Source organism: Chitinophaga varians, assembly GCF_012641275.1.
Classification (GTDB): Bacteria; Bacteroidota; Bacteroidia; order Chitinophagales; family Chitinophagaceae; genus Chitinophaga; species Chitinophaga varians_A.
This window is the reverse complement of the sequence record NZ_JABAIA010000001.1, coordinates 458,525-483,691: the sequence shown is the minus strand read 5'-3', so window position 1 is coordinate 483,691 and position 25,167 is coordinate 458,525. Positions and strand designations below refer to the sequence as shown.

The 25,167-nt window shown below is 48.9% G+C and carries 23 protein-coding genes; 9 read left to right on the top strand and 14 right to left on the bottom strand.

Annotated elements, in window-relative coordinates; translation table 11 throughout:
* Positions 1-191: 191 nt before the first annotated feature.
* Entirely contained in the window at positions 192-1,607 is a 1,416-nt protein-coding gene (locus HGH92_RS01925) for an alpha/beta hydrolase family protein (protein ID WP_168869073.1), read from the top strand.
* A gap of 39 nt (positions 1,608-1,646) precedes the next feature.
* Here the strand turns inward: HGH92_RS01925 and HGH92_RS01920 are convergent, their stop codons facing one another.
* Complete coding sequence (locus HGH92_RS01920; RefSeq protein ID WP_168869072.1) at positions 1,647-4,022, bottom strand: ABC transporter permease; 2,376 nt, start codon at positions 4,020-4,022, stop codon at positions 1,647-1,649.
* A gap of 223 nt (positions 4,023-4,245) precedes the next feature.
* Between HGH92_RS01920 and HGH92_RS01915 the strand changes: the two genes are divergently transcribed.
* On the top strand, positions 4,246-4,815 hold the full coding sequence (locus tag HGH92_RS01915) for a DUF4256 domain-containing protein (protein ID WP_168869071.1): 570 nt from the start codon (positions 4,246-4,248) through the stop codon (positions 4,813-4,815).
* A 280-nt stretch (positions 4,816-5,095) separates the two neighbouring features.
* Here the strand turns inward: HGH92_RS01915 and HGH92_RS01910 are convergent, their stop codons facing one another.
* The 5 genes from HGH92_RS01910 to HGH92_RS01890 all read right to left on the bottom strand — a co-directional run bounded on the left by HGH92_RS01910 (position 5,096) and on the right by HGH92_RS01890 (position 9,215).
* The gene (locus HGH92_RS01910) at positions 5,096-5,728 is read right to left on the bottom strand and encodes a DAPG hydrolase family protein (protein ID WP_168869070.1); all 633 of its coding nucleotides are present in this window, start codon (positions 5,726-5,728) and stop codon (positions 5,096-5,098) included.
* 11 nt (positions 5,729-5,739) lie between these two features.
* Complete coding sequence (locus tag HGH92_RS01905; protein ID WP_168869069.1) at positions 5,740-6,864, bottom strand: MFS transporter; 1,125 nt, start codon at positions 6,862-6,864, stop codon at positions 5,740-5,742.
* A 27-nt stretch (positions 6,865-6,891) separates the two neighbouring features.
* Positions 6,892-7,578: a DAPG hydrolase family protein gene (locus HGH92_RS01900; RefSeq protein ID WP_168869068.1), complete on the bottom strand. Its 687-nt coding sequence runs from the start codon at positions 7,576-7,578 to the stop codon at positions 6,892-6,894.
* Between the two features lie 78 nt (positions 7,579-7,656).
* Entirely contained in the window at positions 7,657-8,244 is a 588-nt protein-coding gene (locus HGH92_RS01895; RefSeq protein ID WP_168869067.1) for a Crp/Fnr family transcriptional regulator, read from the bottom strand.
* Positions 8,245-8,255: 11 nt separating this feature from the next.
* Positions 8,256-9,215, bottom strand: coding sequence for a glycosyltransferase family 10 domain-containing protein (locus tag HGH92_RS01890; RefSeq protein ID WP_168869066.1), 960 nt, complete (start codon positions 9,213-9,215; stop codon positions 8,256-8,258).
* A gap of 190 nt (positions 9,216-9,405) precedes the next feature.
* Here HGH92_RS01890 and HGH92_RS01885 point away from each other — a divergent pair, with 190 nt between their 5' ends.
* The 3 genes from HGH92_RS01885 (at position 9,406) to HGH92_RS01875 (ending at position 12,122) form a co-directional block, all read left to right on the top strand.
* The gene (locus HGH92_RS01885) at positions 9,406-9,963 is read left to right on the top strand and encodes a hypothetical protein (RefSeq protein ID WP_168869065.1); all 558 of its coding nucleotides are present in this window, start codon (positions 9,406-9,408) and stop codon (positions 9,961-9,963) included.
* Between the two features lie 62 nt (positions 9,964-10,025).
* On the top strand, positions 10,026-11,012 hold the full coding sequence (locus tag HGH92_RS01880) for a hypothetical protein (protein ID WP_168869064.1): 987 nt from the start codon (positions 10,026-10,028) through the stop codon (positions 11,010-11,012).
* 240 nt (positions 11,013-11,252) lie between these two features.
* Entirely contained in the window at positions 11,253-12,122 is an 870-nt protein-coding gene (locus HGH92_RS01875) for a 2OG-Fe(II) oxygenase (protein WP_317166370.1), read from the top strand.
* Between the two features lie 76 nt (positions 12,123-12,198).
* On the opposite strand, the gene HGH92_RS01870 is transcribed toward HGH92_RS01875, so the two are convergent.
* Entirely contained in the window at positions 12,199-13,860 is a 1,662-nt protein-coding gene (locus HGH92_RS01870) for an ArnT family glycosyltransferase (protein WP_168869063.1), read from the bottom strand.
* A gap of 104 nt (positions 13,861-13,964) precedes the next feature.
* Positions 13,965-15,098 (bottom strand): serine hydrolase domain-containing protein, encoded by a 1,134-nt coding sequence (locus HGH92_RS01865; RefSeq protein ID WP_168869062.1) that lies wholly within the window; start codon positions 15,096-15,098, stop codon positions 13,965-13,967.
* Between the two features lie 167 nt (positions 15,099-15,265).
* Between HGH92_RS01865 and HGH92_RS01860 the strand changes: the two genes are divergently transcribed.
* Positions 15,266-15,820: a dihydrofolate reductase family protein gene (locus HGH92_RS01860; protein ID WP_168869061.1), complete on the top strand. Its 555-nt coding sequence runs from the start codon at positions 15,266-15,268 to the stop codon at positions 15,818-15,820.
* An 8-nt stretch (positions 15,821-15,828) separates the two neighbouring features.
* Here HGH92_RS01860 and HGH92_RS01855 read toward each other — a convergent pair whose 3' ends face one another.
* Genes HGH92_RS01855 through pxpB form a run of 4 tightly spaced genes read right to left on the bottom strand, consistent with a single transcriptional unit; the run spans position 15,829 to position 19,427 of the window.
* Positions 15,829-17,004 (bottom strand): NRAMP family divalent metal transporter, encoded by a 1,176-nt coding sequence (locus HGH92_RS01855; protein WP_317166369.1) that lies wholly within the window; start codon positions 17,002-17,004, stop codon positions 15,829-15,831.
* Positions 17,001-17,741 carry a 5-oxoprolinase subunit PxpA gene (locus HGH92_RS01850; RefSeq protein ID WP_168869060.1) on the bottom strand — a complete coding sequence of 247 codons (741 nt, stop codon included), beginning with the start codon at positions 17,739-17,741 and terminating at the stop codon, positions 17,001-17,003. Before HGH92_RS01850 ends, HGH92_RS01855 begins: the two co-directional genes overlap by 4 nt.
* A complete protein-coding gene (locus HGH92_RS01845; RefSeq protein WP_168869059.1) occupies positions 17,722-18,720 on the bottom strand; it encodes a biotin-dependent carboxyltransferase family protein in 999 nt (332 codons plus the stop codon). Before HGH92_RS01845 ends, HGH92_RS01850 begins: the two co-directional genes overlap by 20 nt.
* The gene (pxpB, locus tag HGH92_RS01840; protein WP_168869058.1) at positions 18,717-19,427 is read right to left on the bottom strand and encodes a 5-oxoprolinase subunit PxpB; all 711 of its coding nucleotides are present in this window, start codon (positions 19,425-19,427) and stop codon (positions 18,717-18,719) included. The genes HGH92_RS01845 and pxpB overlap by 4 nt, the downstream gene beginning before the upstream one ends.
* 217 nt (positions 19,428-19,644) lie before the next feature.
* On the opposite strand from pxpB, the gene HGH92_RS01835 reads away from it, so the two are divergent.
* The 3 genes from HGH92_RS01835 (at position 19,645) to HGH92_RS01825 (ending at position 23,718) form a co-directional block, all read left to right on the top strand.
* Positions 19,645-21,495, top strand: coding sequence for a WD40/YVTN/BNR-like repeat-containing protein (locus HGH92_RS01835; RefSeq protein ID WP_168869057.1), 1,851 nt, complete (start codon positions 19,645-19,647; stop codon positions 21,493-21,495).
* Positions 21,496-21,688: 193 nt separating this feature from the next.
* On the top strand, positions 21,689-22,960 hold the full coding sequence (locus HGH92_RS01830) for an NRAMP family divalent metal transporter (RefSeq protein ID WP_168869056.1): 1,272 nt from the start codon (positions 21,689-21,691) through the stop codon (positions 22,958-22,960).
* A gap of 200 nt (positions 22,961-23,160) precedes the next feature.
* On the top strand, positions 23,161-23,718 hold the full coding sequence (locus tag HGH92_RS01825) for an NADPH-dependent FMN reductase (RefSeq protein WP_168869055.1): 558 nt from the start codon (positions 23,161-23,163) through the stop codon (positions 23,716-23,718).
* 281 nt (positions 23,719-23,999) lie between these two features.
* On the opposite strand, the gene HGH92_RS01820 is transcribed toward HGH92_RS01825, so the two are convergent.
* Both HGH92_RS01820 and HGH92_RS01815 read right to left on the bottom strand, forming a co-directional pair.
* Positions 24,000-24,695: a Shedu immune nuclease family protein gene (locus HGH92_RS01820; protein WP_168869054.1), complete on the bottom strand. Its 696-nt coding sequence runs from the start codon at positions 24,693-24,695 to the stop codon at positions 24,000-24,002.
* Positions 24,696-24,801: 106 nt separating this feature from the next.
* Positions 24,802-25,083, bottom strand: coding sequence for a hypothetical protein (locus HGH92_RS01815; RefSeq protein WP_168869053.1), 282 nt, complete (start codon positions 25,081-25,083; stop codon positions 24,802-24,804).
* Positions 25,084-25,167 lie beyond the last annotated feature (84 nt).

The window sequence follows — 25,167 nt, the reverse complement described above, 5'->3', positions numbered from 1 at the left end:
GTACGGTGATTTACGGATGAATGTAAAGCTATTCCCGTGTATGGGGAAAAAGAGTTGATGAACCGGTGTTTTTTTTATTTGAAATGCGTAGACAGTGTTAACCGGTATATACAGATAGCCGTGGGCGTTATTGGTGTATTAGCTGTGGCCGCCGCTGGATACAGGACTAAGTTTGCTGTAAATCACAACACATGAAACGTTTTTTTACATCGCTGTTGTTACTGACGGCAACATTTTCCATCAACGCACAGCACTTCAAGGGTATCTGGGTAGGTACGGTAAACCTTACCGGGATGGAGCCTCCGGAGGTGGCCTTCGAAATTGCTGCTGACAGCGCAGGACAGCTGCGGTCACGCATGCATATCATCAACCAGAAAGTTTTTAATATCGAAACGGAGAACCTTATGGCCATCGGGGGACAGCTGACAATGGATATTCCGGCGATGAGCACGCACTACGAAGGCCTGTTGATCAACGACAGCACCCTCTCTGGTTTTTTTCTCATGAAAGACAAACGCAAATTTCCATTCGAGCTGAAAAGGCGGGACGTCTTGCCTACCGCTGCGCTGAGAAGGCCACAGGAACCTGTTCCGCCGTTGCCATACCGGGAAGAGGAAGTGACATTTGTTAACCGTAACGCCGGCGTTTCGCTGGTGGGCACGCTCAGCCTGCCGGCAGGAAAGGGGCCTTTCCCGGCGGCAGTGCTTATTTCCGGCTCCGGTCCAAGTGACCGCAACGAAACCGTATTCACCCACAAGGTATTCCTGGTGCTGGCGGATTACCTTACCCGGGCCGGTATTGCGGTGCTGCGGGTAGACGACCGCGGCGTCGGTAAAAGCACCGGTGATTATGAATCCGCTACCAATGAGGACCTGGCAGACGATGCACTGGCAGGGGTACATTACCTGCAATCCAGAAAAGAACTGAATCCCCGTGCCGTCGGGCTGATCGGGCATAGCCTTGGCGGAGAAATAGCGCCTATTGCCGCCGCTTCGCCGGATGTGGCTTACGCTGTGTTGATGGCTGGCAGCGCTTCGGATATGATCACGGCCTATAATGAATCCATCATGGCCGTTGGCAAAGGGAGTGGCGCCAGTGCTGAGGCTATTAAAGTAAACGTGAGGCTGATGGACAAAGTGCTGGAAGTCATTGCAGCAGAACCGAGCGACAGCATCGCCAAAATAAAGCTGGCAGCGGCATTGCTGCCGTTTGACGCAGAAGTGGCCCGGCTCTCTGCCCGCGACCGGGAAATCATGGAATTAACACAACCCCTGCATGCGGAGGAATTTTATCCTTTTTTGTCGGGCCCCAGGCGTGCCGACTTTTTTCGTGACCAGTCAGCGATTTTGCGGAAAGTGAAATGTCCGGTGCTGGCTATTAATGGCAGTAAAGACGTGCAGGTGCTGCCTGCCCAGCTGCCACGTATTGAAAAAGCTTTGCGTGAGGGTGGTAACAAACAGGTCACCATTAAATTATTCCCCGGGAAAAACCATTTATTTCAAAATGCTAACACAGGACTTCCTGTGGAGTATCCGGACATCGAGCAAACTATCGCGCCGGACGTATTGGCTTATATGGCAAAATGGATTAAACAAAGGGTATATTAATTAATAGCGGCCATTATCAAATGGCCGCCATCATTTATTTTACTCCGCCTTCAGGCTTTTTACCGGATCTGCCAGTGCCGCCCTGATGGACTGAAAACTCACTGTTACAATGGTAATGGCCACTGCTCCCAGGGCCGTAACAAACAATACGCCGGCGCTGATATTGATCCGGTACTCATATTGCTGCAGCCACCGGTGCAGCAGGTACCAGGTGAGCGGTGCGGCCGCTATACAGCTTAATACCGCGAGGACGACAAAATCTTTGGAAAGTAACAGCCACACCTGCGATATGGAAGCGCCCAGCACTTTCCGGATACCGATTTCCTTGGTGCGTTGTTCTGCCATATAGGCCGCGAGCCCAAAGAGGCCCAGGCAGGAAATGAAAATAGCCAGTACGGCAAATACGCCGGCCAGATTACCGACCAGTGTTTCGAAACCGAACTTATCGGCATATGCATCGTTAACGAACTGGTACCGGTAAGAATAGAATGGATTGTGTTTGTTGAAAACGGGTGTCAGTGCGGCTATTGCTTTATCAGTAGGCACGCCGGGCGCCAGGCGGTACGTGATGACGTTGGCCCAGTCAGGATTGTATAAAAACATACAGGGAGGCACTGAGGAATAAGGAGAGCCCATTAGGGCGTCCTTTACAACGCCGATCACTTTCTGGGTCTTCTTCGGCTCGTTCCAGCGTATGATCTGATTGATGGGATCTTTGAAGCGCATGCGTTTAACGGCCGATTCATTCAGAACGATGTAATCTGTATCAGATGCCAGGTTGCCGGCGAAAGTCCTGCCTGCGATGACCGTCATGCCGGTGGTCTTAAAATAGTCTGCGTCGGAAACAGCAGTGGTCCCCAATTCCAGCGATTCGCCAGGTTGTTTGCCCTGCCACTCCCGGATATTATTGGTTACCCATATGCCGGTAACCGGACTGGACGACTTAGTGACGCTGCTTACCACGCCTGTTTGCAGCAGGTCGTTTTTCAAAGCGTCGTAGTTGTGGTTCATATCCGGACTGTTGTCGGTCATCATCAGCCGCTGTGTATCATAGCCTTTGGGGCGGTCTTTGGCATATTGGATCTGTTGATAGATGACTATGGTGGTAATCATCAGCGCTACGGAGCAGGTGAACTGCACCATTACCAGTACTTTTCGCGGCAGTACGGCGGCTTTGCCAGTGTGCAGGGTACCTTTCAGTACTTTTACGGGCTGGAAGGACGAGAGGTAGAATGCCGGTCTCCCGCCTGCCAGCAGGGCTGTCAGTAGCACATAAACGGTCAGTATGCCCCAGAAAACGGCGCTATCGTAAGGTATGCGGATATTGGAGTTTGTGAGCGCATTGAATGAAGGAAGCGTTACCTGCACCAACACCAACGAAATCACAAAGGATATCAGGGTAATCATCAATGATTCCAGCAGAAACTGAAATACCAAGTCATTACGATGGGAGCCAATCGCTTTTCGTATACCCACTTCCCGTGCGCGCTTCTCAGAGCGGGCGGTGGAGAGGTTCATAAAATTGATACAGGCAATCAGCAATACCAATAGCCCGATGATGCTGAACATCTTTACATAATCCAATAATCCGCCGGACACCACGCCATTCTTAAAGTCAGCCTGCAGGTGCCACTGGCTCATCGGTTGCATGAATAACTCACTTTTGGCGATACTGTATTCTTCCACACTATATTTTTTCAGCAACATTCTCATATTGGCAGACACCTGGTCAAAGGATGCATGAGGCTCCAGGCTTACAAACGTCTGAAAACTGTTATTTCCCCATTGCGTGCCCCAGTGCAAGACCTTTACCATGTAATTCAATGGAACAATATAGTTGAACTGAAAAGTAGAGTTGGAAGGTACGTCTTCCAATATGCCTGTCACTTTTAAGTCGGTTTGATTATCGAGACGGACGATCTGATCGAGAGGATCGGTATCGCCGAACAGTGCCTTCGCCGTGGAGGCTGTCAGCACAATGGAATGCATGTCATTCAATACATCGCCGGCTTTTCCGCGCAACAACGGATACTCAAATACTTTCAGGAAATCAGGACCGGCGGTTACGCCGTTCAGGTATAACTTTTTCTCTTTGGCCACCAGTCCATGCCAGGCCGTCCAGTCCGTTTGGACCACATACCGGATACCGGGAACTTCCTTTTTCAGCACCTCTGCCAGCGGATAGGAGGTAGACCGCTGCGTGAGTATGTCTCCGTTATAGACGGTCTTGTGCATTACCTGGCAGGTATGCTGATAACCCGGTAGAAAGCGGTCAAAGGAAAACTGGTAATATACCCACAACCCGATCAGCAGTGCTACTGCCATACCAATGGCCAGACCAAAAATATTCAGTGCGCTATACGCCTTGTTGTTGGTCAGGCTGCGCCAGGCTGTTTTAAAGTAATTCAGCAACATGAAAAAGAAGTTAGTCCGCGGCGATATCTGAAGAATAATGCCATAAAATAATTTATTTAATATTATTTTATTATACGTTATAAAATATTCTATATTGTTCGATTTTAAAACAACGATGTCCGGTTTTGGCAGGCTTGTTATCTTTGAGACAAACTATCTGATTTACCGGAACAAGCACATTTCCCCTGCGTGGTGAACTATCGTTATCCAAACAACCTGTAATATGGGCAAAAGTAACAAACAGAAATTATCAGCAGCACAACAGGCTACGTTGTTGGCTACACTAAAATTACGCTTTGAAAAAAATATGCCCCGGCATAAAGGCCTGGAGTGGGAAGAAGTAGAAACAAGGCTGAAAGCCAACGGTGACAAACTGTGGTCTCTTCAGATCATGGAGGAAACCGGCGGTGAGCCTGATGTTGTGGGGTTCGATAAAAAAACGGGGGAGTTCATTTTTTATGATTGTTCTCCCGAAACGCCGGCAGGGCGAAGGAACGTATGTTATGACCGGGAAGCGCTGGACGCCAGGAAAGAACATAAACCGGCAGACAGCGCGCTGGACATGGCGGAGGCCATGGGCGTGTCCCTGCTGACAGAGGAGCAATACCGGGCGTTACAGCAGCTGGGGAAATTTGACCTGAAAACTTCCAGCTGGATAGAAACGCCCGCCGCCATCAGAAAGTTAGGCGGGGCACTGTTTTGCGACCGCCGTTATGATCATGTTTTCGTGTATCACAACGGGGCTTCTTCCTACTATGCTGTAAGAGGGTTCAGAGGGGCGTTGAAAGTATAAACTTACGTAAAACACTATACGAAAAAAAAACAGCGGCCTATTCCGGTTTGATGCTTTTAACCGGATTGGTGAGCGCTGCTTTGATGGCCTGTGAACTCACCGTTAAAAGCGCAATGATGATCGCGAGCATGCCTGCTATGATAAATATCGGGATGCCGGGTGTGATCCGGTAGTAAAACTCCTTCAGCCACTGGGAATTATAAGTTTTTTAAACATCCGGTAAACGTACGATTGCGGACATCGCAGTGCCGGGCATTAACGACCGGCACTGCGATGTTATCTATAGATGATATGACTGATAAAGCGCCGGCAGGAACTGTCCGAGGATGCTCATTTCTTCGTGGCAATGTTTCTGTAAACCGGTGCCCACTTCGTCTGGATATATGCGTACGCGTGTGTCATAGTCATTCTCCAGTTCATTATCAGCGAAGCAGCCGAGCCAGAAGCGGCTTCGCATTTCGCATCCGTAGGACGTGTCTCTCACGAGGTGCACCATTTTAGCTGTCCATCCCGGTGCGCCGTCTTCTCCGAGGCGTGCATGTACAGCGGTGCTGACACCTGCTGCCGTAAAATGTTCGGTAGCAAGCAGCTCGGAAGGAGAGCGGAAATTGATTTTCAGTTTGTGTACTGTATCGCCGCCCAGCTTCTCATGGGCGATGTGGGTACCGCCGATATACTTACCGGTGCCACGTTCACCGATCCAGTCGCTGTACACATGGTCTTCCGGATGCCATTGTTTGTATTGTTCGGTGGTATGCACGTAGCTGAACCACCAGTCGATCATATGCCCTTTTACGTTTATGAGGCTGCTGCGGGCTGCGACCAACAGGATGCCGTTGTCAAGTCTTTGATAACCGGCTTCAAAAGGCAGGTAGCCGGGTTGGAGGAGTTGGTTTGCTTCTTCTGGTTTCATAAAAATATATTTCAGGATGATTGATTCTTTTTTGTCGATGATAGTATGATGATCAGGGAGATGATAATACCGCCGATACCGGTGAACAGGAAAAGGTGCGGCAGCATTACGACGAAGACAGCCAGGAACTGCCCGCCGAATACGGCCATGGCATAGTATCCCAGGCTGGTGCCCCGGTTGTTGGCAGTACTAACGTTGACGGTCATATGATTTAACAGGGGTATGGTGAACCCAAAGCCACCGCCAAGGCACAGTGCGGCGAGCAGCAGCAGCGACAGTTGGCCGGCGCTGTTCAGCAACAGGTTTCCTGCCGCGAGCATTATAAATCCGGTAACAAGCGTAAACCGTTCTGATATACGTTTGACCATTACCGTTAGCCTGCCAGCGGCCGCCACCGCCAGCAATGATACCGCGCCCATATAGTAGCCTGTCTGCGTGGCGCTGAACTCAAAGCGCTGATGCAACAGTCCCGGCAGCTGAAGGATGCAGGTGAAAAAAAGCAGCATGGCCGCCGCCGCTCCTGCTACAATTCCGTACACCGCCGCCGGCACTGCTGTTGTTTCGTTGAGGGTGGTTCCCTGCTGCTGAGGGCTGCGCGGCACGGTGACCGTCATCATCAGCCACAGTGCCCATGCCAGCAGGTAGATACAGAAGGGCAGCCGCCAGTCGATATCGCCCAGAATGCCGCCGGCCAGCAGGAACAGGGCGCCACCCAGTTCAATGGCCATGCCCTGCGCTGCCATTATTTTAAGCCTCGCTTCTCCAGCAAAGTGAGCGGCCAGCAAGGCGGTGCCGGCAGCCATGACCGCCGCGGTGGCGCCTCCCAGCAGGAGGCGGGTACATAGTATCAACCATGGGGGCAAAGAAAAGACGGCGGCTATGCCCAGCAGGCCATAGGCTGCAAGGCCGGCCTGCATGGCGGTGTAGGCGCCCCTGCGGTCTATAAGCGCCCCGGCAAGCGGAGAAAATACCACCACGCCTAAGGAAGGTAAAGTGATCAGCCACTTGCCCATTGTGTCCATGTGTAAATGGGGAGCTATAATGGTCAGCGACGGCGCGATGGCGGTTCCCACCATAATGGTCAGACAGCTGGTCAGCAGGAGCGTAGCTGTACCTGCTACAGAGAGTTGCTGCATAAGTCTTAAGATCGGGTGAAGAGAAGGCTACCAGAGCACAGGGGCGTTGTCGCCGTTTTTATTTTCTGCGTAGTAGAGCGATGGCAGGAAGTGGGAGAGATAACTGAACTCGGAATAACAATGCACCATCAGTTGCAGCCCTGTCTCATCTGGTACGGGGTGTTGGGCGCCGAGATAAAAACGGCTCCGTAGCACGCAGCCCCACGCCGTATCGCGCAACAGGTGAAACATATAGCCGTCAAGCGGATCGCCGTTGTCGTCCAGCGGGGTGTCTTTTCCGAAACCGATACGGGCATATACGGCGGCAGAGACTTCGTTCCGGGCATAGGCCACCTCCAGCTGGTGCGGATTGAATACTTCCGCCGGATGGTGGAACTTAATAGTGGCAGGGACCGGAGGGATGCTGCCCAGTGATTCGGTGGCATGGACAGTGGCGCCGATGTAGTTCTCATGCCGTTGCCAGTGCTGGTCCCAGCCGCCGTGCTGCACATGGTCATGCGGGTGCCACCATTTGATATGCTGCGTCGTCTCAAAAAATTTAAACCACCAGTCCACCATGCGGCCCCGGCAGCCGTGAAGGTCTGTCCGCACGGATACCTGCAGCATGCCATTGGATAAACGACGGATGCCTGTTTCCAGCGGCAGTGGCCTGGCTGACAATAACTGGTCTATATCTGTAAAAAGTTCTTTCTCCAGTGTTGTTCCTGTCTTCATATGATCTTCTTTTTGATGAATGATTAAAATGACAGATCAAATGTAGAGTGGACAGGGGCTTGGAAAACTTGATCGGGGTTAAGTTTTATGCCGGCTTTTTTTGAGTATGCGGCTGTACGCTTCTGCGGTGATGCCCAGGTACATCGCGATATGTTTATAAGGCACCTGCCGGATAATGTCAGGGTAATGCTCCCGCAGCTGATGCACCATTTCTTCCTTAGTGTAGAGGAGTTTCATATCGGTCAACCAGATATCTTCTGCCATCATCTCCAGGATCATCTTCCTGAACAGCACGCCTGGCCCATGGCTCCGGTAGTAATGCCGGAGAAACTCCACCGCCGGCATACTGATTATTTTGCACGGCGTAACGCTCACTATCTGAAACCGGGAGGGCACCTGCATCAGCAGGCTGTCGAAGTTGGTACAAAGGGCACCGGGGAGAAAGAACCGGCCGATCACCGTTTTATCTTCCATACTGAATTCGGAGGCCAGGATGCCTTCTACAGTCAGCAGCACTTCCTCACTTCTTTTGCCTTTTTTCAGAATGACTTCGTTTTTTTTATAGGTGCGAACGCTGGCGCTGTCCACAAGGCTGGCCCATTCCGGATCATCCGGCTGAAAAGAAGGGCCGGCCTTCGTTTGCAGGTAGGCAGTTATCTCATCCATAGTGACAGATCTTAACGGGGTTTGGTCAATCCTGCCCTGATGCCATGTTCCAGGGCAGTAAACATCTCATAAATACGATCGGCGGCGCCGGGCTGAAACCGGTCCTGCATAATAAATTCCGTATAGGCTTCCCTGTTATCATGCAGTGTTTTTACCTGGTGTAAAAGGGCCGCAGGATTTTTCCTGTCGTAAAAGAGGATAGCTTTTTTATTGAGTATGTCCGGTTCGGGATGATTGTTATCTCCCCAATAAATGGGTATACAACCGCTCACGATCGCTTCAAAGACTTTCTCTGTCACATAACCATGCCGGTTGGTATTCTCCGGGCATATGTTGAACTTGTATTGCCGGAGGAACGCTACTTTGTTATCCTGGTACACCGTTTTCAGGGCATCCGTGTTGTTCAGGAACTTACCGGCGCTGTCCACTTTTTCCACTGTGCTGATCAGGTTGAATAGTTTTTTCCGGTTGCCGTTTTTATCATGGCTGCAAATCAGGGAACAGAAACGTTGTTTGGCCGCTATGATGTTCCCGCTGTTTTGTTTAATACTATCTAGTTTCGCTTTGATAGATTCATAGGTGCTGTCAGGCTCGAATAAAAACATTATCCACAAGGGGAACCTGAGATATCCTGGACGATTAATGTGATCGGAGCCGAGGGACAGATCGACGAAATCAGCGCAATAATCGCGGTATCTCCGGAACCTCGCAAGATTTTCACCGGAGAAGAACACTTTGGTTTTGGAAGGACTTTTCCTGATATGTGACTTGTCTCCGAAAAGCGATGCCAGCAACAGTGAATTCTCTTTATCCAGAATGTCTTCAAATCTGGCGGTGACAAAACGGTACAGCCAGAGGTCCTTACTGGCCTGTCCCGGCCAGAAGTTCAGCACTTCAACGCCGTTGTCAAACGGAGTGTAGGTGTAATGGTCATCGGTTTTAAACAAATAGCGCCAGAAATTAAGTCTCATTAGCAGTGGAAAGTAGTGGTACCGGCAATAAAAAAAATAGTTTCCTTTTGTTATAACGCATGAATGTACGATAGATTCATCGTATACGGAAATATTAATATAGATGTTAAGCGGGTGTTATGCAGATTCCGATTATTTTTGGAAGATCAATTTTAATAATGGCTCACTGAAAAAATAACACGCTACTGAAATGACCTATTTGTACACGGCACGTGCCAGATTTGATCAAAATAATACGAAAGGTTTTTCATGGTCCAAATATATTCAATGGAGCCGGCTGAAACAGTTGACAGAACTGGTTTCCCTGGATATGGGTTTAAATGAACTGCTGGTAGAGCCGGACAGGGACAGTGAAGAAGACTGGAAAGAGATCGTGCTGGAGAATGTCTATGAAACAGGGTTGTTCAGAACACTGGAATATGTGCTCCGGAAAGTGGCCGGCCGGGAAAAATTCAATCTCCTGGCGGTGGTGATCGAACCGGAATCAGATTGTTCCCTGATTCACCTGGATGGTTTTGAGTTTCTTGGCTATGATCTTTTGGACCAATACTACGATACCAGCGCGCTGACCAACTGTGGCGGATTTGATGAAACATTCCTCCCCCGGGATTTAAATGAGGTGGGTTTGATCGATAATTATGAAAAAGCTTATGCTATCAGGAAGGCCCTTTTGGAAAACAATCCTGGCGAAGATCACGCGGACACGAACGTAATAGCCGTTTGGCGCCATCGTTCGATAGGGCGGTAAGGGTGGAATTTTATTAAAATATGGCTATTTTCACGGGATCGTTTTTAAAACATAACAGACCTATGAACATGCAACTTTTGAAAGTCGTCAATGGCCTCAGACCCCAAACCGCATTGGCATTGATTATCCAGGACGACGGCAGCCTTGATAATCCGGGACAGTTAATCCATGATGATTTTTCGGGCCCCAAGGTGAAGTCAACCGTGATTTTCTATAACGGAGACAGTATCTATGATGTATGGGTGTCTGCTACGGGCGATATATGGGTTTGCAGTTCTTACGGGAACGTCTACACTACGGCTGATGTCAAATTTCCTGAAAATGCGGTTAAAACCCCTTACGACCTGGACCACGACGATGTCCGTAACAGCGGAATGGACTGGAAGATGTACTGCCTGGATGCTGTTCAGAACGGGACATCCATTTGGTCGCCGGACGGCGTTAATATTTTTGTAGGGACCTACTCGGGGCATGTTTACCGGTGGGATGGACAAACCTGGACACAACAGGAAACGCCTGTGAGTCAGCATGACGGAAAATATATCACGCATTTTGCCGGTTCTGCTGCGAACGACGTTTACGCTATTGGCGCTCATTCCCGGGAGCTGCTGCACTATAACGGAGACACCTGGAAGCGCACGGCGTACGACGAAAGCAAACACGGGAGCATGGACCCTAACGGTATCGTACGCACGCCTGAGGGTGACTATTACCTGGCCAGTGAAGGAGGCCGTATTTGGAAAACCCGTGACGGACAAGACTTTGAACTGGTAGCAGTGGACCCTGAACTGGATTTTGTGGGATTGACGTACGCGCATGATCAGGTGGTCCTGGCTGCCGGTAAAAAGGGTGTTTACAGTATTAAAGACGGAAAACTGTCGAACCTGCGTAATACGTTTACCGCGGAAACAGCGGCAGGAGAAGGCACTCAGGCTGTTTTTGTTCGTCCGGCGAAGGAGGAAAAAGACAGGACCACGCTTGCCTATGCAGTATACACAGGGGCAGAAGAGAGGCCATGGGTGGGATATTCGATATACTTCGGCAAGTAAAATAAGCCACGTTTCAAAATACCTGGTAGCGGGGATGCTGTCAATGCCCCGGTTGTCCTCTTCCTGTGTAGCGGGCTCTTACGCTAAATGCCGCTGGAGATGTGCGATCATTGCGGGTAAGCCCTTAACCGGGACGGTTTGGCCCCGGCGGAAAATAATTTGACGATCCCCTTGCTGAAACGAATAATATTTACATTATATTTATGGCTCCTTTGAAGGTCATGCCTAAAAACTCAAGAAGTGCAAACTATCACTGAAACAGCGGAAAACACGCAATTATTCGATTACGCTCATTGGAATGCTCAGTTGCCTACGCTCAGCAAAGATTACCAGGGAGCCAGTCCTTATCCTCATATTGTATTGGAAAATTTCATGAACCCCGATGTTCTGGCCACCTGCGCCCGGGAGTTTGATAAATTAAATGAGGAAGAAGGGTGGATCAACTACGTCCATTACAATGAAAATAAAGCCGGGTTGAATAAACTCGACCTCTTGCCGGCCACTATCAGGAAAACGATCAACGAACTGAATTCTCCTGAATTTCTGGCGTTTCTCAGCGAGCTGACCGGCATCAAAGGCCTGATGAAAGACGATCTCCTGGAAGGTGGCGGCATACATCAGTCCAAAAGAGGCGGTTACCTGAACATACATGCCGATTTCACCGTACACCCGCACCATCGTCACTGGCAACGCCGGGTAAACGTGCTGGTATACCTCAACCCCGACTGGGTAGAGGAGTGGGGCGGTAAGCTGGAACTGTGGGACACACAGATGAAGGCTTGCGAAAAGAAAGTGCTGCCCATCTTTAATCGTTGCGTGATCTTTAATACAGACGCCGATTCCTATCACGGACATCCGGAACCTACTACCTGCCCCGAAGACCGTCACAGAAGATCGATCGCACTGTATTATTATACCGAAGAAGCCCAGCCTTTCCGCAGAGCTACACATTACATGGTACGCCCGGGCGAAGAGAAAAAGAAATTCATGGTGAAGCTGGACAATACCATGGTGGCCGTTTACACGGAAATCAAAGGTATGCTGGGATCAAATGATAAAGTGGTGAGCAAGATATTGCGGTTTTTCTCCGGGAAGAAGAAAAAGAAATAACTTAACTGCTTAAAAATATAAAAAAGGAAAGGCGTTGAAATTATTTCAACGCCTTTCCTTTTTATCGCATGACCGGTTATTTCACCGGCACTTCTCTCTTCAAAAACACAAACCCGTTTTTACGATACAGTTCTTTTAAGGAGTACTGTTTGTAATCATCCACCCGGTCTACTTTAGTAACAAAATAGGTGGGCTTGTCAATATCTCCTGACAACAGCCAGGATTCCTCGTAAGAATTTGGATTCGTTGGTTTCTCTTTGTGGGTATAGAAGAATGGTGCGTAGCTCCAGTAACCCAGGCAGGTCACATAACAATCTTCACCCTGGCGTTGCTCGAAAAACTCGATGGCGGCGGCCTGTGAATACTTTTCCACTTTGGGGACAATGATGGCGGCGGCCATGAAAATAACCAGCCCTGTTCCGACAAAGTAGGTGGTGGCAGCTTTGATAAAGGCGTGTTTGCGCAACTGTATTAATCCCACGATGATAGTCACCACCATTAAAATGCCTACTGAACCTTCCAGTCCGCTCCAGTGTACATCGGCAGCCATATTCGCCTGGGCGAAGGTATCGTGGACGTAGGGTATCAGTCGTTTGATGTTTAAGGCGATGAGCGTAACCGCCAGCAGTACGATGGCGATGATCGCTCCCAGGATGGTGGTTAATACGCCCACATATTTTTTGTAGTCCATTTCTTTCCTGTCCCATTTATAGAAGGAATAGGCAGCCAGGAAGGTAACGGGGAACCAGGCCAGGGACGAGTAGTGGATAATGCGGGATTGCACGATGGTAAACAACACTGTTACCACCCAGAACAACAATATCATCCAGATTTTAAAATCTTTATCATACCGGCTGGTATAGCGTCCCTTAAAGAATGCTGGGATCGCAAAAAGAGAGGCCGGAAAACAGCCAATGAGCAGCACTACATAGTGATAGCCGAAAAAGCCCGCCTGTCCTGCATCGTGGGTGGTAAAGAGACGGTATTGGTACTTCAGGAACTCCGTGATGAACCACGGACCGTTTTTAGCCGTTTCGTAGCCGTACCAGGTCAAAGTGACCAAAGCCGTCACAATCAGGAACAGCAGTGCATGCCACCAGTTAAAATAGATCCTGAACCGGTTGTAGATGAAATATATGCCCAGCACCATCAGGAACACCATCAGGGCTACCTGCCCTTTGGTAAGGATGGCCAGTCCCATAAAAACGCCGGACCATACGGCATAGAACACCGGTTTTTTATTTAACCCTTCTTTGTCAAAGCCATTCCTTTTCCAGTGATATAATATAAAATAGAAGAGCGCCAGGAAGGTGAACAGGTTAAACCACGGATCAATGATACCGGATTTAAAGTACATATTAGGGAAAAGGGAACCACCGAAAGCAAGCGCCCAGAGAATACCAAATTTTCTGTCGTATAACCTGGTACCACAAATGAGCAGTACGATCAGCGTCACAATACCACAAACGGCATTGGGAAACCGGGCCGCGAATTCATTGACGCCAAATACTTTCATGGACAAGCTCTGCATCCAGAAGAACATAGGCGGCTTTTCCCAAAAAGGTTTAAAGTTGACATAAATCCTGGTGTAATCGTCCAGCTTCAGCATTTCCCTCGAACACTCGGCAAAGTTGATTTCGTCCCAATCAAACAAATGCACACGCCCCAGGAAAGGAATGAAAAAAAGCGCTGCAATTACGGCCAGTAATAGAATAGTCGATAGTTTGGGTGTACGCATATGTACTGTATGTAAATGATTGTATTGAACAAATATATGTTGATATACTATCATTTGCAAATTGCCCGGTTTCCGGGCAAATTTGGACGGGAGGCGGAATGCTCTTACATGAACTTCCTGATATTATTTTCCAGTTGCCCTAACCTGTCCTGACCAACTACATCGTTGGCAATAATGACAATCCCCAGCTGTTGGCCCGGATACACGGTACAAAGCGTATTGAACCCGAGTTTCGTGTTACCGTCGTGATAAAAGTAACGCTGACCGTTTTCCACGTTTGCCATCCAGCCGAGGCCGACGCCAAAGCCATCGGTTGTTTTGCCAAAGGTGGTCCGGTGAGACAGCCTGATAGCTTCGTTTTTCTCTGCCAGCTGGGCTTGCAGGTAACTGACTATGTCACTGACCGTCGCATTCATGGAAGGACCTATAAAATAGCCTTTCAGGTTGATGTACGCCACCTGGTCGCCCTGGCGGTTATATCCCTGTGCTGTATTCCTCAGCTCCGTCCGGGTAAGCAGGGGCGTGGTATGCAACATGCCAAAGTGCTTTTGCAGGTAGGTAGTTACCAGCTGGTCATAAGACTGTCGGTAAATCCGTTCCAGGATACAGGTCAGCAGCATATAGGCGGCGCTGTTATAGCGGAACCGCGTGCCTGGTATGGTGTCTGGCCTTAATCTGTGCAGATCTGCCAGCAGGCTGTCCTGGGTGTAGGTGGCGAAAAAATCGGCCTGTTCGCTGAGCGTTTGTCCTTTGAGCCGGTCCGCTGCCCAGGAATAATCATGAAATGAGCCGGGCAGGCCGGAGGTATGGTTGGCTAAATCTACCAGGCGTATGGGGTGACCGTTGAATTGTAAATTGTCAAATGTGCCGGGTAAATATTTCCGGATATCATCATGGAGTGCTGCTTTCTTTTCTGTCACCGCCACAGCGAGCATGGTGGCGACAAACGTTTTGGCCACGGAGCCGATATTATAGTACAGCCCGGGAGGAGTAAGCTGGCCACTGCCCTTTACATTCTCTCCATAACGGTACAGCCGCCGCTGCCCGTTTTGGGTCACTCCAATGACCAGCCCATTGGCAGAGTCGTTTTTCAGATAGATCAGCGCTGCCTGATGCACCGCGGAATCAAGTTTGTTTTTCAAAGGGTTGTCAGTCAGTATGCTTTGTTGGGCATGGGTTTTAACACCTGCGAATAAACCGGTAGTGATGATGAAACATATGCTGAGGGCGCTTTTCATGTTTTCTGTGTTTATAATAAAGTCGGCTGGTGGAATGTTGGTCACGTGAAAATAGACAAATGGGCGACAGCAGGCAATATGCCTGTCACAATATCCCCCTCATAATGTCGTATTTTCCCGTCGCGGGAGAGAAAATCTACCGTTATCTTTATAAAAAAGATAAAAAAATGAGAAAGGTGATTGCCGCAATTAATATGACGATTGATGGTTATTGTGATCACACCTATGGCGTGGCAGATGATGAACTGCATGATCACTACACCGCGCTGTTGCGTAATGCAGACACTATCTTGTATGGAAGGACCACTTACCAGCTGATGGAAAGTTACTGGCCCCTGGTGGCGAAAAATCCCACAGGCGACAAATCAACGGATGAATTTGCAATGGTGATGGAGCATATTACCAAAGTAGTTTTTTCCTATACACTGAAAAGTGTTGACTGGGACAGTGCCACTTTGGCGAAAAGAAGTATTGAAGAAGAGGTATTGGCATTGCGCCGGCAACCGGGAAAAAATATCCTGGTGGGCAGCCGAAGCTTGATTATTGCCTTGCTGAACCTCCATCTGATCGATGAATTCCAGCTCTGTATCCATCCGGTGATAGCAGGGAAAGGCCTGCCGTTATTCGCCAATATAAGCGAGAGCATGAAGCTTCATCTCACCAAAACAAAAACCTTTGGCTCAGGCGCCACCGTATTTTACTACGAGCCTCAGCGATCATGATCACGTTGTTATCTTATCCAGGCTATCAGCGTAACAGTACTGAGCCATCCCATAATGAGTACTACGCACCAGCCTATTGCCTGTAGCCATACAGGGTATCTGTAGGCGCCCATCAGTTTCTTTTTCAGGGCAGCGACCAATATCACCGCCAATGCCACCGGTAGAATAAGACCGTTCAGTGCACCGGCTGTAATCAACAGCTGTACCGGGTTTCCAACGAAAACAAAGACGATGGTGGAGAAAACAATAAAGAACGATATGATCCAGCGCTCATAGGCCAATATCAGGGGGTGAAATGTTTTCAGAAAAGATACTGAAGTATAAGCAGCGCCTACAACAGAAGTAATCGCTGCGCTCCACATCACCACGCCGAAGAACCGGTAGCCTGCTACGCCCGCCACGATGCGGAATACCGATGCCGGCGGATTATTGCTGTCCAGCGCTATGCCTTTGGCCACTACGCCAAGGGTGGCCAGGAACAGGACGGTGCGCATAATGCCGGTGATAATGATACCGCTGACAGCGCTCTTGTTGACCAGCTTTAGTTGCCCCGTTCCGCTGATGCCCGCGTCCAGCAGCCGGTGTGCGCCGGCAAAACTGATATATCCTCCAACAGTGCCGCCTACCAGCGTGATGATCGCTTTAGTGTCGATAACGGAAGGCCAGACGGTTTGGCGGATGGCTTCTCCGAGCGGCGGCTGTGAGCTGACAGCGATGTAAACGGTCAGCAGCACCATCAGCAGGCCCAGCCAACGGGTAAACTGATCGAGCATATATCCCATCTCTTTTATCCAGAAAACGAATAATGCAATACCGCAACTGAGCAGCGCGCCATATACCGTGTCCATCCCGGTGATCACCTGTATCCCTAGTCCGCAACCCGCTATGTTTCCGATGTTGAAAGCCAGTCCGCCCAGTACTACCAGTGCGGCCAGCAGGTAACCCAGTCCCGGCAACAGGTCATTGGCGAGGTCCTGTGCGCGGCGCTCTGTGATAGCCAGCACACGCCATATATTGAGTTGTGCGCCGATATCCAGTAAGATAGATATCAGCACCACAAATCCGAAGGCGGCGCCCAGCTGCCACGTGAAAACGGTGGTCTGCGTCAGAAAGCCCGGTCCGATAGCGGAAGTGGCCATCAGGAAAGCAGCGCCCATAATGGCGGAAGATTTTTGTTTACTCACGGGTGTTGGACAGTTAAATGATGATCAAGCAAGGCGGTATGTATGGCACGGGCATATTCCAGCGCATGGGCGCCATCGCCGTGTATGCAGATGGTTTCCGCTTTCAGCGGAACAACTCTCCCTGACAGGGCGGTCACTTCCTGCCGGGTGACCATTTGCAGTACCTGTTGTACGGCCAGTGTTTCATTTTCGATCATAGCGCCTGGCTGTGATCGGGCCGTCAGCGATCCATCGTCCTGGTACGTCCGGTCTGCAAATACTTCGCTGACAGTTTTCAGGCCGGCTGCAGCCGCAGCGCTGATCAGGAAACTGTTGCTCAGCCCGAAGAGCCGTAGGCGGCTGTCAATGTCTTTTACGGCTTTTGCAATAGTTTGTGCCATAGCAGGTATACGGGCGGCCATATTATACAGCGCGCCGTGAGGCTTCACATGGTGCAGCGGTACGCCATGCGCGCGGCAGATAGTCTGAAGCGCGTAGATCTGCGTGCATACCAGGTCGTACAGCGCTGTATCGGTGAGCTGTTGTTCCCTGCGCCCGAAGTGCTCCAGGTCTGCAAATCCGGGATGTGCGCCGATGGCTACCTTGTGTTCCGTCGCCAGCAGCACGGTTTTGTTCATGATGTCTGCATTGCCGGCATGGTAACCACAGGCAATGTTGGCGCTGGAGATGAAGGGCATGATCGCTGCGTCATTGTCCAGCCCTTCGCCCATGTCACAATTAAGATCGATATAATTCATATGGTAGTAACCATTTTTCCAAATGTAACTGACTGGCGTGTTGCAGGTAGCGTACTGCTTTTTCCTGTTGCCATAATGCCGTTGTTGCGGCTTCCCCGCTGATGACGCTGAACTGCAATGACTGCCCGGGCTGATACTGGGCCAGCGCCGGCATATCGGCGGTGATGACATGTGCTGCCACCGGGTAGCCGCCGGTAGTCTGGTGATCGGCCATCAGTATGATCAGCTGGCCATCGGGGAGAAGCTGTATGGCTCCTCTGCATATGCCGGCAGATAACTGCTCCTCTTTTCTGACGGTGCGCAGGGGCGTGCCGTTCAGCCGGAATCCCATACGGTCGCTATGCGGGCCTATCAGGAAACTGCCGGTAGTGAGCTGCTGTTGTGAAGAAGCCTCCAGTATGTCCCAACAGGCGCCCGGCAGGATGCGGACAGCACCTTGTTGATGATACAGGTGGCTGGTGGCGGCTGTCCACGGAAATGTTTCGGGGTGCCTGTCACCGGTAAACTGCGCGGATTGACGGAGCGGTAGTTTGTCTCCTTTGCGGAGGGCCCTGCCATTAAAGCCTCCCTGTGCCACTTTCAGATGGGTGCTGTAGCTGCCAAGCCATGGCGTCAGGGAGAAGCCATGGCGGACGGCCAGGTAGCAACGTGCCCCGGAGCGTAGTTTTTCAAACGTCAGGATAGCGCCGGCCTGAACATACAGCAATTTATGCATCGGTACGGCGAGGCCGTTGATCGCAGCGCTGAAATCTCCTCCTGACAAGGCAATCAGGGCAGGCGCTTCAAACAGGTATTTGCCGGCAGGGAAATGTAATTCCAGCACCGCTTCACCGGGTGGATTGCCGGTGAGCGCATTGGCCACGGCCATGGCTATACGGTCCATGACGCCGCCGGGATTGATCCCAAGATGCTGGAAACCATATCTGCCTTTGTCCTGTATCGTGTCCATGATGCCCTGTTGTAGTACTGCTATGCTCATTGCTCCTGTTGTATCTGTCTGAAAACTTCCAGTGTGACTGGTATAAACTGCACCCGGTCTCCGGGCCTGCAATAGCACGGATCTGCCTTGGCGGCATCAAACATCCGGAGGGGCGTTTGCCCGATGATATTCCAGCCTCCGGGGGAGTCCAGCGGGTAAATGCCCGTCTGTACGCCCGCAATGCCAACGCTGCCGGCAGGAACGTGTAGCCGTGGTTGTTGTCTGCGCGGGGTTGCCAGTGCAGGGCATACTTCCCCCATATACGGAAATCCCGGCAGGAAGCCTGTCAGATATACCGTGTATATGGTTTGTGAATGCCAGGTGATGATATCTTCTATGGCCACATGACGGGAAGCGGCCATCTCTGTGATGTCCGGTCCCAGTGACGGGTCGTAGCACACCGGGATGTGCAGCTCCCGGGGAGCAGGGAAAGAAACGGTGGCCTGTGTGGTTGTTTGCTTCCGTATATAGGCGGTCATCCACTGCAGTCCCGGTATACGCTCGTGACGCCTGAGTTGTGCTGCATCATATACGATGGTTAAAGAGGCGTACGCCGGTATCAGATCGAGGATATAGGAAGATGTCCCGGAGCGGAGGCTATAATAGGTTTTCATCACTTCCTGATGTATTGCCATACTTATCTGCTGCTGCCATTTAAGGATAACAGCACTGTCACCAAGCGGATGTATGACGTAGTCAGGATTCATGGTAACAAGATAACAAATTTCTGACAAGGTATATCGGGAGGATTCTGTACCTTAATATCATCACGTTATTCCGTATACCGCTATGAACAGGATTATTATAACCCTTACCTTATTTCTCTGCTGTGGCAGCCATCTCAAACTTAGGGCACAGCCATCCCGGTCACCATTCCCTTTTAAAAGTTATGCCAGAACGCTGAACGTGTCTCCCCATGGCAGCATGGCCATCACCACAAAAACGGGGGAAATCGCCTATGCTGATTCGGTCAGTGGTTTATGGCGCAGTATATCACCCATGGATGGAAACTCCAGGCCCTTTGGATGGTTACTGGAACGTACCAATCTGTTTAATAATGATACCGCTTTTACGTCCGGGTTCATCGAAAATGAGGGTAAATATGATGTCATCTACAGGACGGAGGACGGCGGAAAAAGCTGGTCCCGCGTGAATTTCGGACAAGATGGCTGGATAGACGCAGCGGTAAGCCTGTCCAATGGGGAAGCCTGGATGGCCGTTGCTGGGAAAGGCGTTGCTCATACTGCTGATTTTGGGAAAACATGGGAGACTGCGCCATCTGCGGATTTGAAACAGCGATATACCAAAATGTTCTGCAATAGCAAACGAGAGGGGATCATGGGCTCTGTCTGGAACTCATTGGGCTATTCTTCCGATAACGGTAAAAGCTGGATACGAATCGCCACACCGCTGGACCAGAAAAAGTACGATAAGACCAATCCCGACAGACGTCCGGAGTTGGATGGGGTGACCATCTTTAAAAACTACTTCCTGGTAAAACAGGAGAATATGGTTTTCGTTTCTGAAAAGAACCCTTTAGACTGGAAGTACATCAGGAATATTGAAGATTTTTATGCCGATCCGGAGCATGACGACTTGTACCTTAGATTGAAGGATAAATCCATTATTCACGTAAATGAGCGGCTGGACACGGCAGTAGTAGGAAACGCAGCAGGTGTGCCGTTTTCCGGAACCTGTGTAAACGGCAACCTTTATTTGCTCACCGATAATAATATTGTTTGTATAGCTGGAAACAAAAGTATGCAACAGTTTCCTGTGCTGCGCTCAGGCAATATTGTGGTGGAACCACAACCATTTAGGATATCTCCTGATAAATACGAGTATGGAATTGCTGGCAGCATAGTTTATAAAAGGAAATTGGAAAAGGACGAATGGAAACCTATGCTAACACTTGCTGTAAGCCCTGATGTGAATACACTGACATTTAGCCCGCAAAAGAATGAAATAGCGTTTGAGGTAAATAATGATTCCATTTATCACGTAGATATAAACAATGGTAAGATGAGAGTGGACCGGAAAGGCGCATACCTGTCCCGGTTTCAGCATCACGCTGTTAGTCGGGTAATAGTTTCTACGGGCAGCCAGGGATGTTTCCATGGTTATAGCGATAACCTGGAATATGAGAGAGACGGAAAAGAATTTGTACTGATGGACAATAATGCCCAAGGAACGGAGCATACCAGGCGAATGGCATCTTCGGTGGAGGTGATAGCAAAAGATGAGGTGGACCGATTGGTGAAAGCTGTCTGTAACGATCCCCAAAAATTGCCGGTCATGACAGAATTAGGATTTACGCAAAAGGACTATGAGCAATGTAAAAAGGATATTCAGGCGTTTAATGTTAACAGAAGGGTAAAGGGAAGACCAGGTAGTACTTCTTTCTATATCGAGGAAAATAATGTCGATTTTAATAAGCTGATTTCATTGGTAGATAGTATTCAATCACTGGACAGTGCAGCAATTGGTAAAATCCTGTTGAATAGCGAGCATATGTTTAGTACCACCACCAACTGGATGTCGGTAACGTTGGTGAATGATAATGACGAGGTACTGCGAATAGCGTATTCCTATTATGAACAGCCTAATGCTATGCGTTTGCCATGTGTCTTGTCTTTTGATGAAGAGACAATGGTGGCATTTACGCCGGAGATCACCCGCTTTATGGATAAAAATTGTCCGGCTTTGATGAAAGATAAAAACCGAATGCCCTTGTTGTATGACATGGTGAAATATCTCTACTCCATGAGAATGTAAATAGGTATGAATTATTTTATGTGATGTACATTTGGTATGTGGATGGAACAGCATCCTGATGCAGCCTTAAACCCTGGTTTTGGCCTCAGAATTGTGATGGCAATGGCACGCCCCGGCTAGACTAAGTGCAAAAACCGGTACTGAAAAAAACGATACAGAATGTGTCTGTATGGAATATCGAACTATAGATAAAATGGCAAATTTATCCAAGCATCCAAAGCGCCTAAACAAAGTATGGCGTTTCTTTAAAAAATTTGGACCAGGACTGGTAACGGGCGCCAGCGATGATGACCCTTCGGGTATTGCCACCTATTCGCAGGCTGGCGCACAATTTGGCCTCGCCACCCTGTGGACGGCACTGGTTACATTCCCGTTAATGGCCGCTGTGCAGGGTATGTGTGCCAGGATCGGTATGGTCACTTCCCAGGGACTGACAGTTACTTTAAAACAGCATTATTCCAAGCCGGTCCTCTTTATCATGCTGCTTTTCAGTTTCCCGGCCATTACGTTAAACATTGGCGCGGATATACAGGGAATGGGTGCGGTAGCACATATGATTGTTCCGGCTGTTCCTGCTTCAGTTTTTTGTGTTGTTATCACGGGAGTCCTGTTGTTTATCATCATCAGGTACCCGTACCGGAAAATTGCCAATATCCTGAAGTGGCTCTGTTTATCGCTGCTGCTGTATATTATTGTGCCATTTTCGGTTGATCAGGACTGGCCGGAGGTGCTTCGGAGAACATTTGTGCCTGTCTTCTATTTTAATAAGGAATTTATTTCAATAATTGTTGCATTATTTGGTACGACAATTTCTCCTTATTTGTTTTTCTGGCAAACGACGATGGAGGCTGAGGACAACGCTCAAAAAGGGGTTGTTTTTGTAGATAAACGAATGTTGGATGATATGAAGACGGATGTAAACCTCGGTATGCTGCTGTCAAATGCTGTCATGTTTTTTATTATTCTCACCACCGGAAGCGTACTCTTTAAAGGCGGCATACGTCAGATCGATACGGTGGACCAGGCGGCGAGGGCGCTCCAGCCGCTGGCGGGAAAGTTTACCTATGCTATTTTTGCTACCGGCGTCCTGGGCACAGGGTTGCTCGCCATACCAGTGCTGGCGGGCTCGCTGTCCTATATGCTGGCGGAGACTTTCGGCTGGAAAGCGGGACTGGACAAAACGTTCACCCAGGCCAAGCCATTTTATATGTCCATTATCGTTTCACTTATTGTTGGGTTATCGATGGATTTTTTTGGGGTCAGTCCTATTAAAGCACTGTTGTTAACGGCTATTGCGTATGGCCTCACTGCGCCGGTCATGGTGGCTATTATTATGCATATCGGGAACAACAGGAAAATAATGAAAGAACACACGAATTCCTGGTTTTCAAATATCCTGGGAGGCATCACACTGGTGCTGATGTCAATGGCCGCCATAGCGATGATCTATTATTTATTTAAATAAGTATAACGGGCAGCCACCTCCGCAGTTTGCCTGTAAAAGGCAGAGCATGATATGCTTCCCGCTCTAATGTTCCCTGTGCATACCATTGTGTGGAGATTTATGCCCATACCCTGAGCCGGATTGCTCCTTCCCATGCTGCGGCCTTGCCGGCGCATTTATTGCGAAAGAGTTGCTGTTACTATACAGCAAAATACATTTTTATGAATTACAACGTTATCGCATTTTCAGGCAGCTTGCGAAAGGAATCTTTTACTACCCGGCTGGTAAAAGCATTCGCGCAATTGGCGCCGCAGCACATAACGGTGAGCTATATCGATATTGGACAACTGCCTTTTATCAATGAGGACCTGGAGGCAAATCTGCCTCAGTCCGTCCTGGACCTTTATGAAACAATAGAGAAGGCGGATGGCGTTATCTTCGCCACGCCTGAATATAACCGTTCGTACTCCCCGGTGCTGAAAAACGCCATTGACTGGGGTTCGCGGCCAGAAGGGAAAAATAAGTGGAAGAAAAAACCGGTAGCCATTGTAGGGTGTACGCCTTATAGCCTGGGAGCGTTCGGCGCACAGAATCACTTAAGGCAGTCCATTATGTACCTGGATATGGTCCCGCTGCAACAGCCGGAGTTTTACCTGGGGCAGGCTGCTGAAAAGTTTGATGCAGCCGGTAATCTGACGGATGATGCAACCAAAAAGAAAATACAGGAATTATGGGAGGCGTTCGCGTCGCTGATAGAGATGCATGGTGGAAAAAAATAAGGAATGTGGAATTTGGCCCATCAAATGCCACAGCAATCCAGTGCCAAAATGACCTGGAAGAGCTGATTTCTTGAGTTCAACTATTGATATTAGCTATAATTGCTTTTCGGAACTGAGTTATTCGATTTATTTGGGATCGCTTGAGTGCATAGGCGGGCTAAATTTTACAGATTTAAACTGCTCGAGATAACTTGTCAACAGGAAAAGTATATCGGAAAATCTGAAAACTCCTATTCAAGATGTAGTATATAGTTTTCTTTTGAATAACACGTGTATGTGCTTTAGTTCCGTCTCAACTTGCGCAGGTAGGAATCCCACGACTCCAGGTTGATAGGAAGACTGGAGTAGCGTTCAAAGTCATGTCTCATACTGCTTTCTTTTAGATCGTCGACCGTCCTTCCGCCGATAATGATGCTATGAAAATTGACATCCTTGTTGGGGTCGACCTGAGTAGCTGGTTCTGGACCAGTAAAAGCGTTAAAGAGAGAAGTTCCGGAAATCACTTTCTCTCTGATTTCGTGTACATGTTCTTTAAATGCCTGTATATTGCGGTGGATAAAACCCAGTCTTTCTCTGATCTGGCTTGCTGCCGTGTCAATATTGGCATTAAACTTCTGATATCCGGACTGGTTAACAATATTAAAATCGGCCCCTTTCACTTCAATCAATATCACCGTCATCCATGAAACGCCCGTGAATATAGCAAAGTCCACAAAACCATTTCCAACTGGGAATTCGGAAAAGCAGATGTAGTTATATGACGGGGAAGCATAGGTTTCTGCCAGCAAAGACAGATCCCTTTTTATCAGGGACTGTATTTGGCGTTCGCCGGCGCCGGCGTGGACCAGCTCCTGTAATGCTGATTTGCGGACCATGTTGTTTTCTATGGTGAGCTGTCGCACCAGCTTTGCAGAATCTACATAGGAAAACTCCATGAGAGGGTCTATCTGCACCCTCATTTTTTCGATTTCAGTCATCAGGATCTCGTTCTTTCTGGTGATGTTTTTCAACTCTCCTTTATTAGTGGAGATTAACTCGAGGACTTCACCACACTCTATACTGTTCCAGGTAGGGGTATATTTTTTATCGAACGTTACTAGGCTGTAAGCGATGATCGGAATAAAAACCATAAGGCTCCAGATGTTGTACGATAATGCTTTCTTTAGGAATGACTAGTTTGGCAATTAATTCTTTTACAATCACTTCTATTAGTTGCACTACCGATCCGGAAGGATTGAGATTTCCCAAATCAGTTATTAATACGACAACAGCCTGTTTCTTCCAATTAACAAAGGTTCTTACTCTGCATAAACCATCTCTGTAATGCCATCCTGTAAATCTGAAAATGCGATCACTTGTTTTCATAGGTTGGTTGAAATTCTTTAAATAGTATTGAAAATTACCCCTTTTTAGGTAAAGGGTAATTAACTTAACAAAGGATTAACTGAG

Excerpts from the sequence above, each read along its gene's own strand:
- HGH92_RS01925 (WP_168869073.1), top strand. The coding sequence starts at position 192 with ATGAAACGTTTTTTTACATCGCTGTTGTTACTGACGGCAACATTTTCC.
- HGH92_RS01920 (WP_168869072.1), bottom strand. The coding sequence starts at position 4,022 with ATGTTGCTGAATTACTTTAAAACAGCCTGGCGCAGCCTGACCAACAAC.
- HGH92_RS01915 (WP_168869071.1), top strand. The coding sequence starts at position 4,246 with ATGGGCAAAAGTAACAAACAGAAATTATCAGCAGCACAACAGGCTACG.
- HGH92_RS01910 (WP_168869070.1), bottom strand. The coding sequence starts at position 5,728 with ATGAAACCAGAAGAAGCAAACCAACTCCTCCAACCCGGCTACCTGCCT.
- HGH92_RS01905 (WP_168869069.1), bottom strand. The coding sequence starts at position 6,864 with ATGCAGCAACTCTCTGTAGCAGGTACAGCTACGCTCCTGCTGACCAGC.
- HGH92_RS01900 (WP_168869068.1), bottom strand. The coding sequence starts at position 7,578 with ATGAAGACAGGAACAACACTGGAGAAAGAACTTTTTACAGATATAGAC.
- HGH92_RS01895 (WP_168869067.1), bottom strand. The coding sequence starts at position 8,244 with ATGGATGAGATAACTGCCTACCTGCAAACGAAGGCCGGCCCTTCTTTT.
- HGH92_RS01890 (WP_168869066.1), bottom strand. The coding sequence starts at position 9,215 with ATGAGACTTAATTTCTGGCGCTATTTGTTTAAAACCGATGACCATTAC.
- HGH92_RS01885 (WP_168869065.1), top strand. The coding sequence starts at position 9,406 with ATGACCTATTTGTACACGGCACGTGCCAGATTTGATCAAAATAATACG.
- HGH92_RS01880 (WP_168869064.1), top strand. The coding sequence starts at position 10,026 with ATGAACATGCAACTTTTGAAAGTCGTCAATGGCCTCAGACCCCAAACC.
- HGH92_RS01870 (WP_168869063.1), bottom strand. The coding sequence starts at position 13,860 with ATGCGTACACCCAAACTATCGACTATTCTATTACTGGCCGTAATTGCA.
- HGH92_RS01865 (WP_168869062.1), bottom strand. The coding sequence starts at position 15,098 with ATGAAAAGCGCCCTCAGCATATGTTTCATCATCACTACCGGTTTATTC.
- HGH92_RS01860 (WP_168869061.1), top strand. The coding sequence starts at position 15,266 with ATGAGAAAGGTGATTGCCGCAATTAATATGACGATTGATGGTTATTGT.
- HGH92_RS01850 (WP_168869060.1), bottom strand. The coding sequence starts at position 17,741 with ATGAATTATATCGATCTTAATTGTGACATGGGCGAAGGGCTGGACAAT.
- HGH92_RS01845 (WP_168869059.1), bottom strand. The coding sequence starts at position 18,720 with ATGAGCATAGCAGTACTACAACAGGGCATCATGGACACGATACAGGAC.
- pxpB (WP_168869058.1), bottom strand. The coding sequence starts at position 19,427 with ATGAATCCTGACTACGTCATACATCCGCTTGGTGACAGTGCTGTTATC.
- HGH92_RS01835 (WP_168869057.1), top strand. The coding sequence starts at position 19,645 with ATGGCCATCACCACAAAAACGGGGGAAATCGCCTATGCTGATTCGGTC.
- HGH92_RS01830 (WP_168869056.1), top strand. The coding sequence starts at position 21,689 with ATGGCAAATTTATCCAAGCATCCAAAGCGCCTAAACAAAGTATGGCGT.
- HGH92_RS01825 (WP_168869055.1), top strand. The coding sequence starts at position 23,161 with ATGAATTACAACGTTATCGCATTTTCAGGCAGCTTGCGAAAGGAATCT.
- HGH92_RS01820 (WP_168869054.1), bottom strand. The coding sequence starts at position 24,695 with ATGACTGAAATCGAAAAAATGAGGGTGCAGATAGACCCTCTCATGGAG.
- HGH92_RS01815 (WP_168869053.1), bottom strand. The coding sequence starts at position 25,083 with ATGAAAACAAGTGATCGCATTTTCAGATTTACAGGATGGCATTACAGA.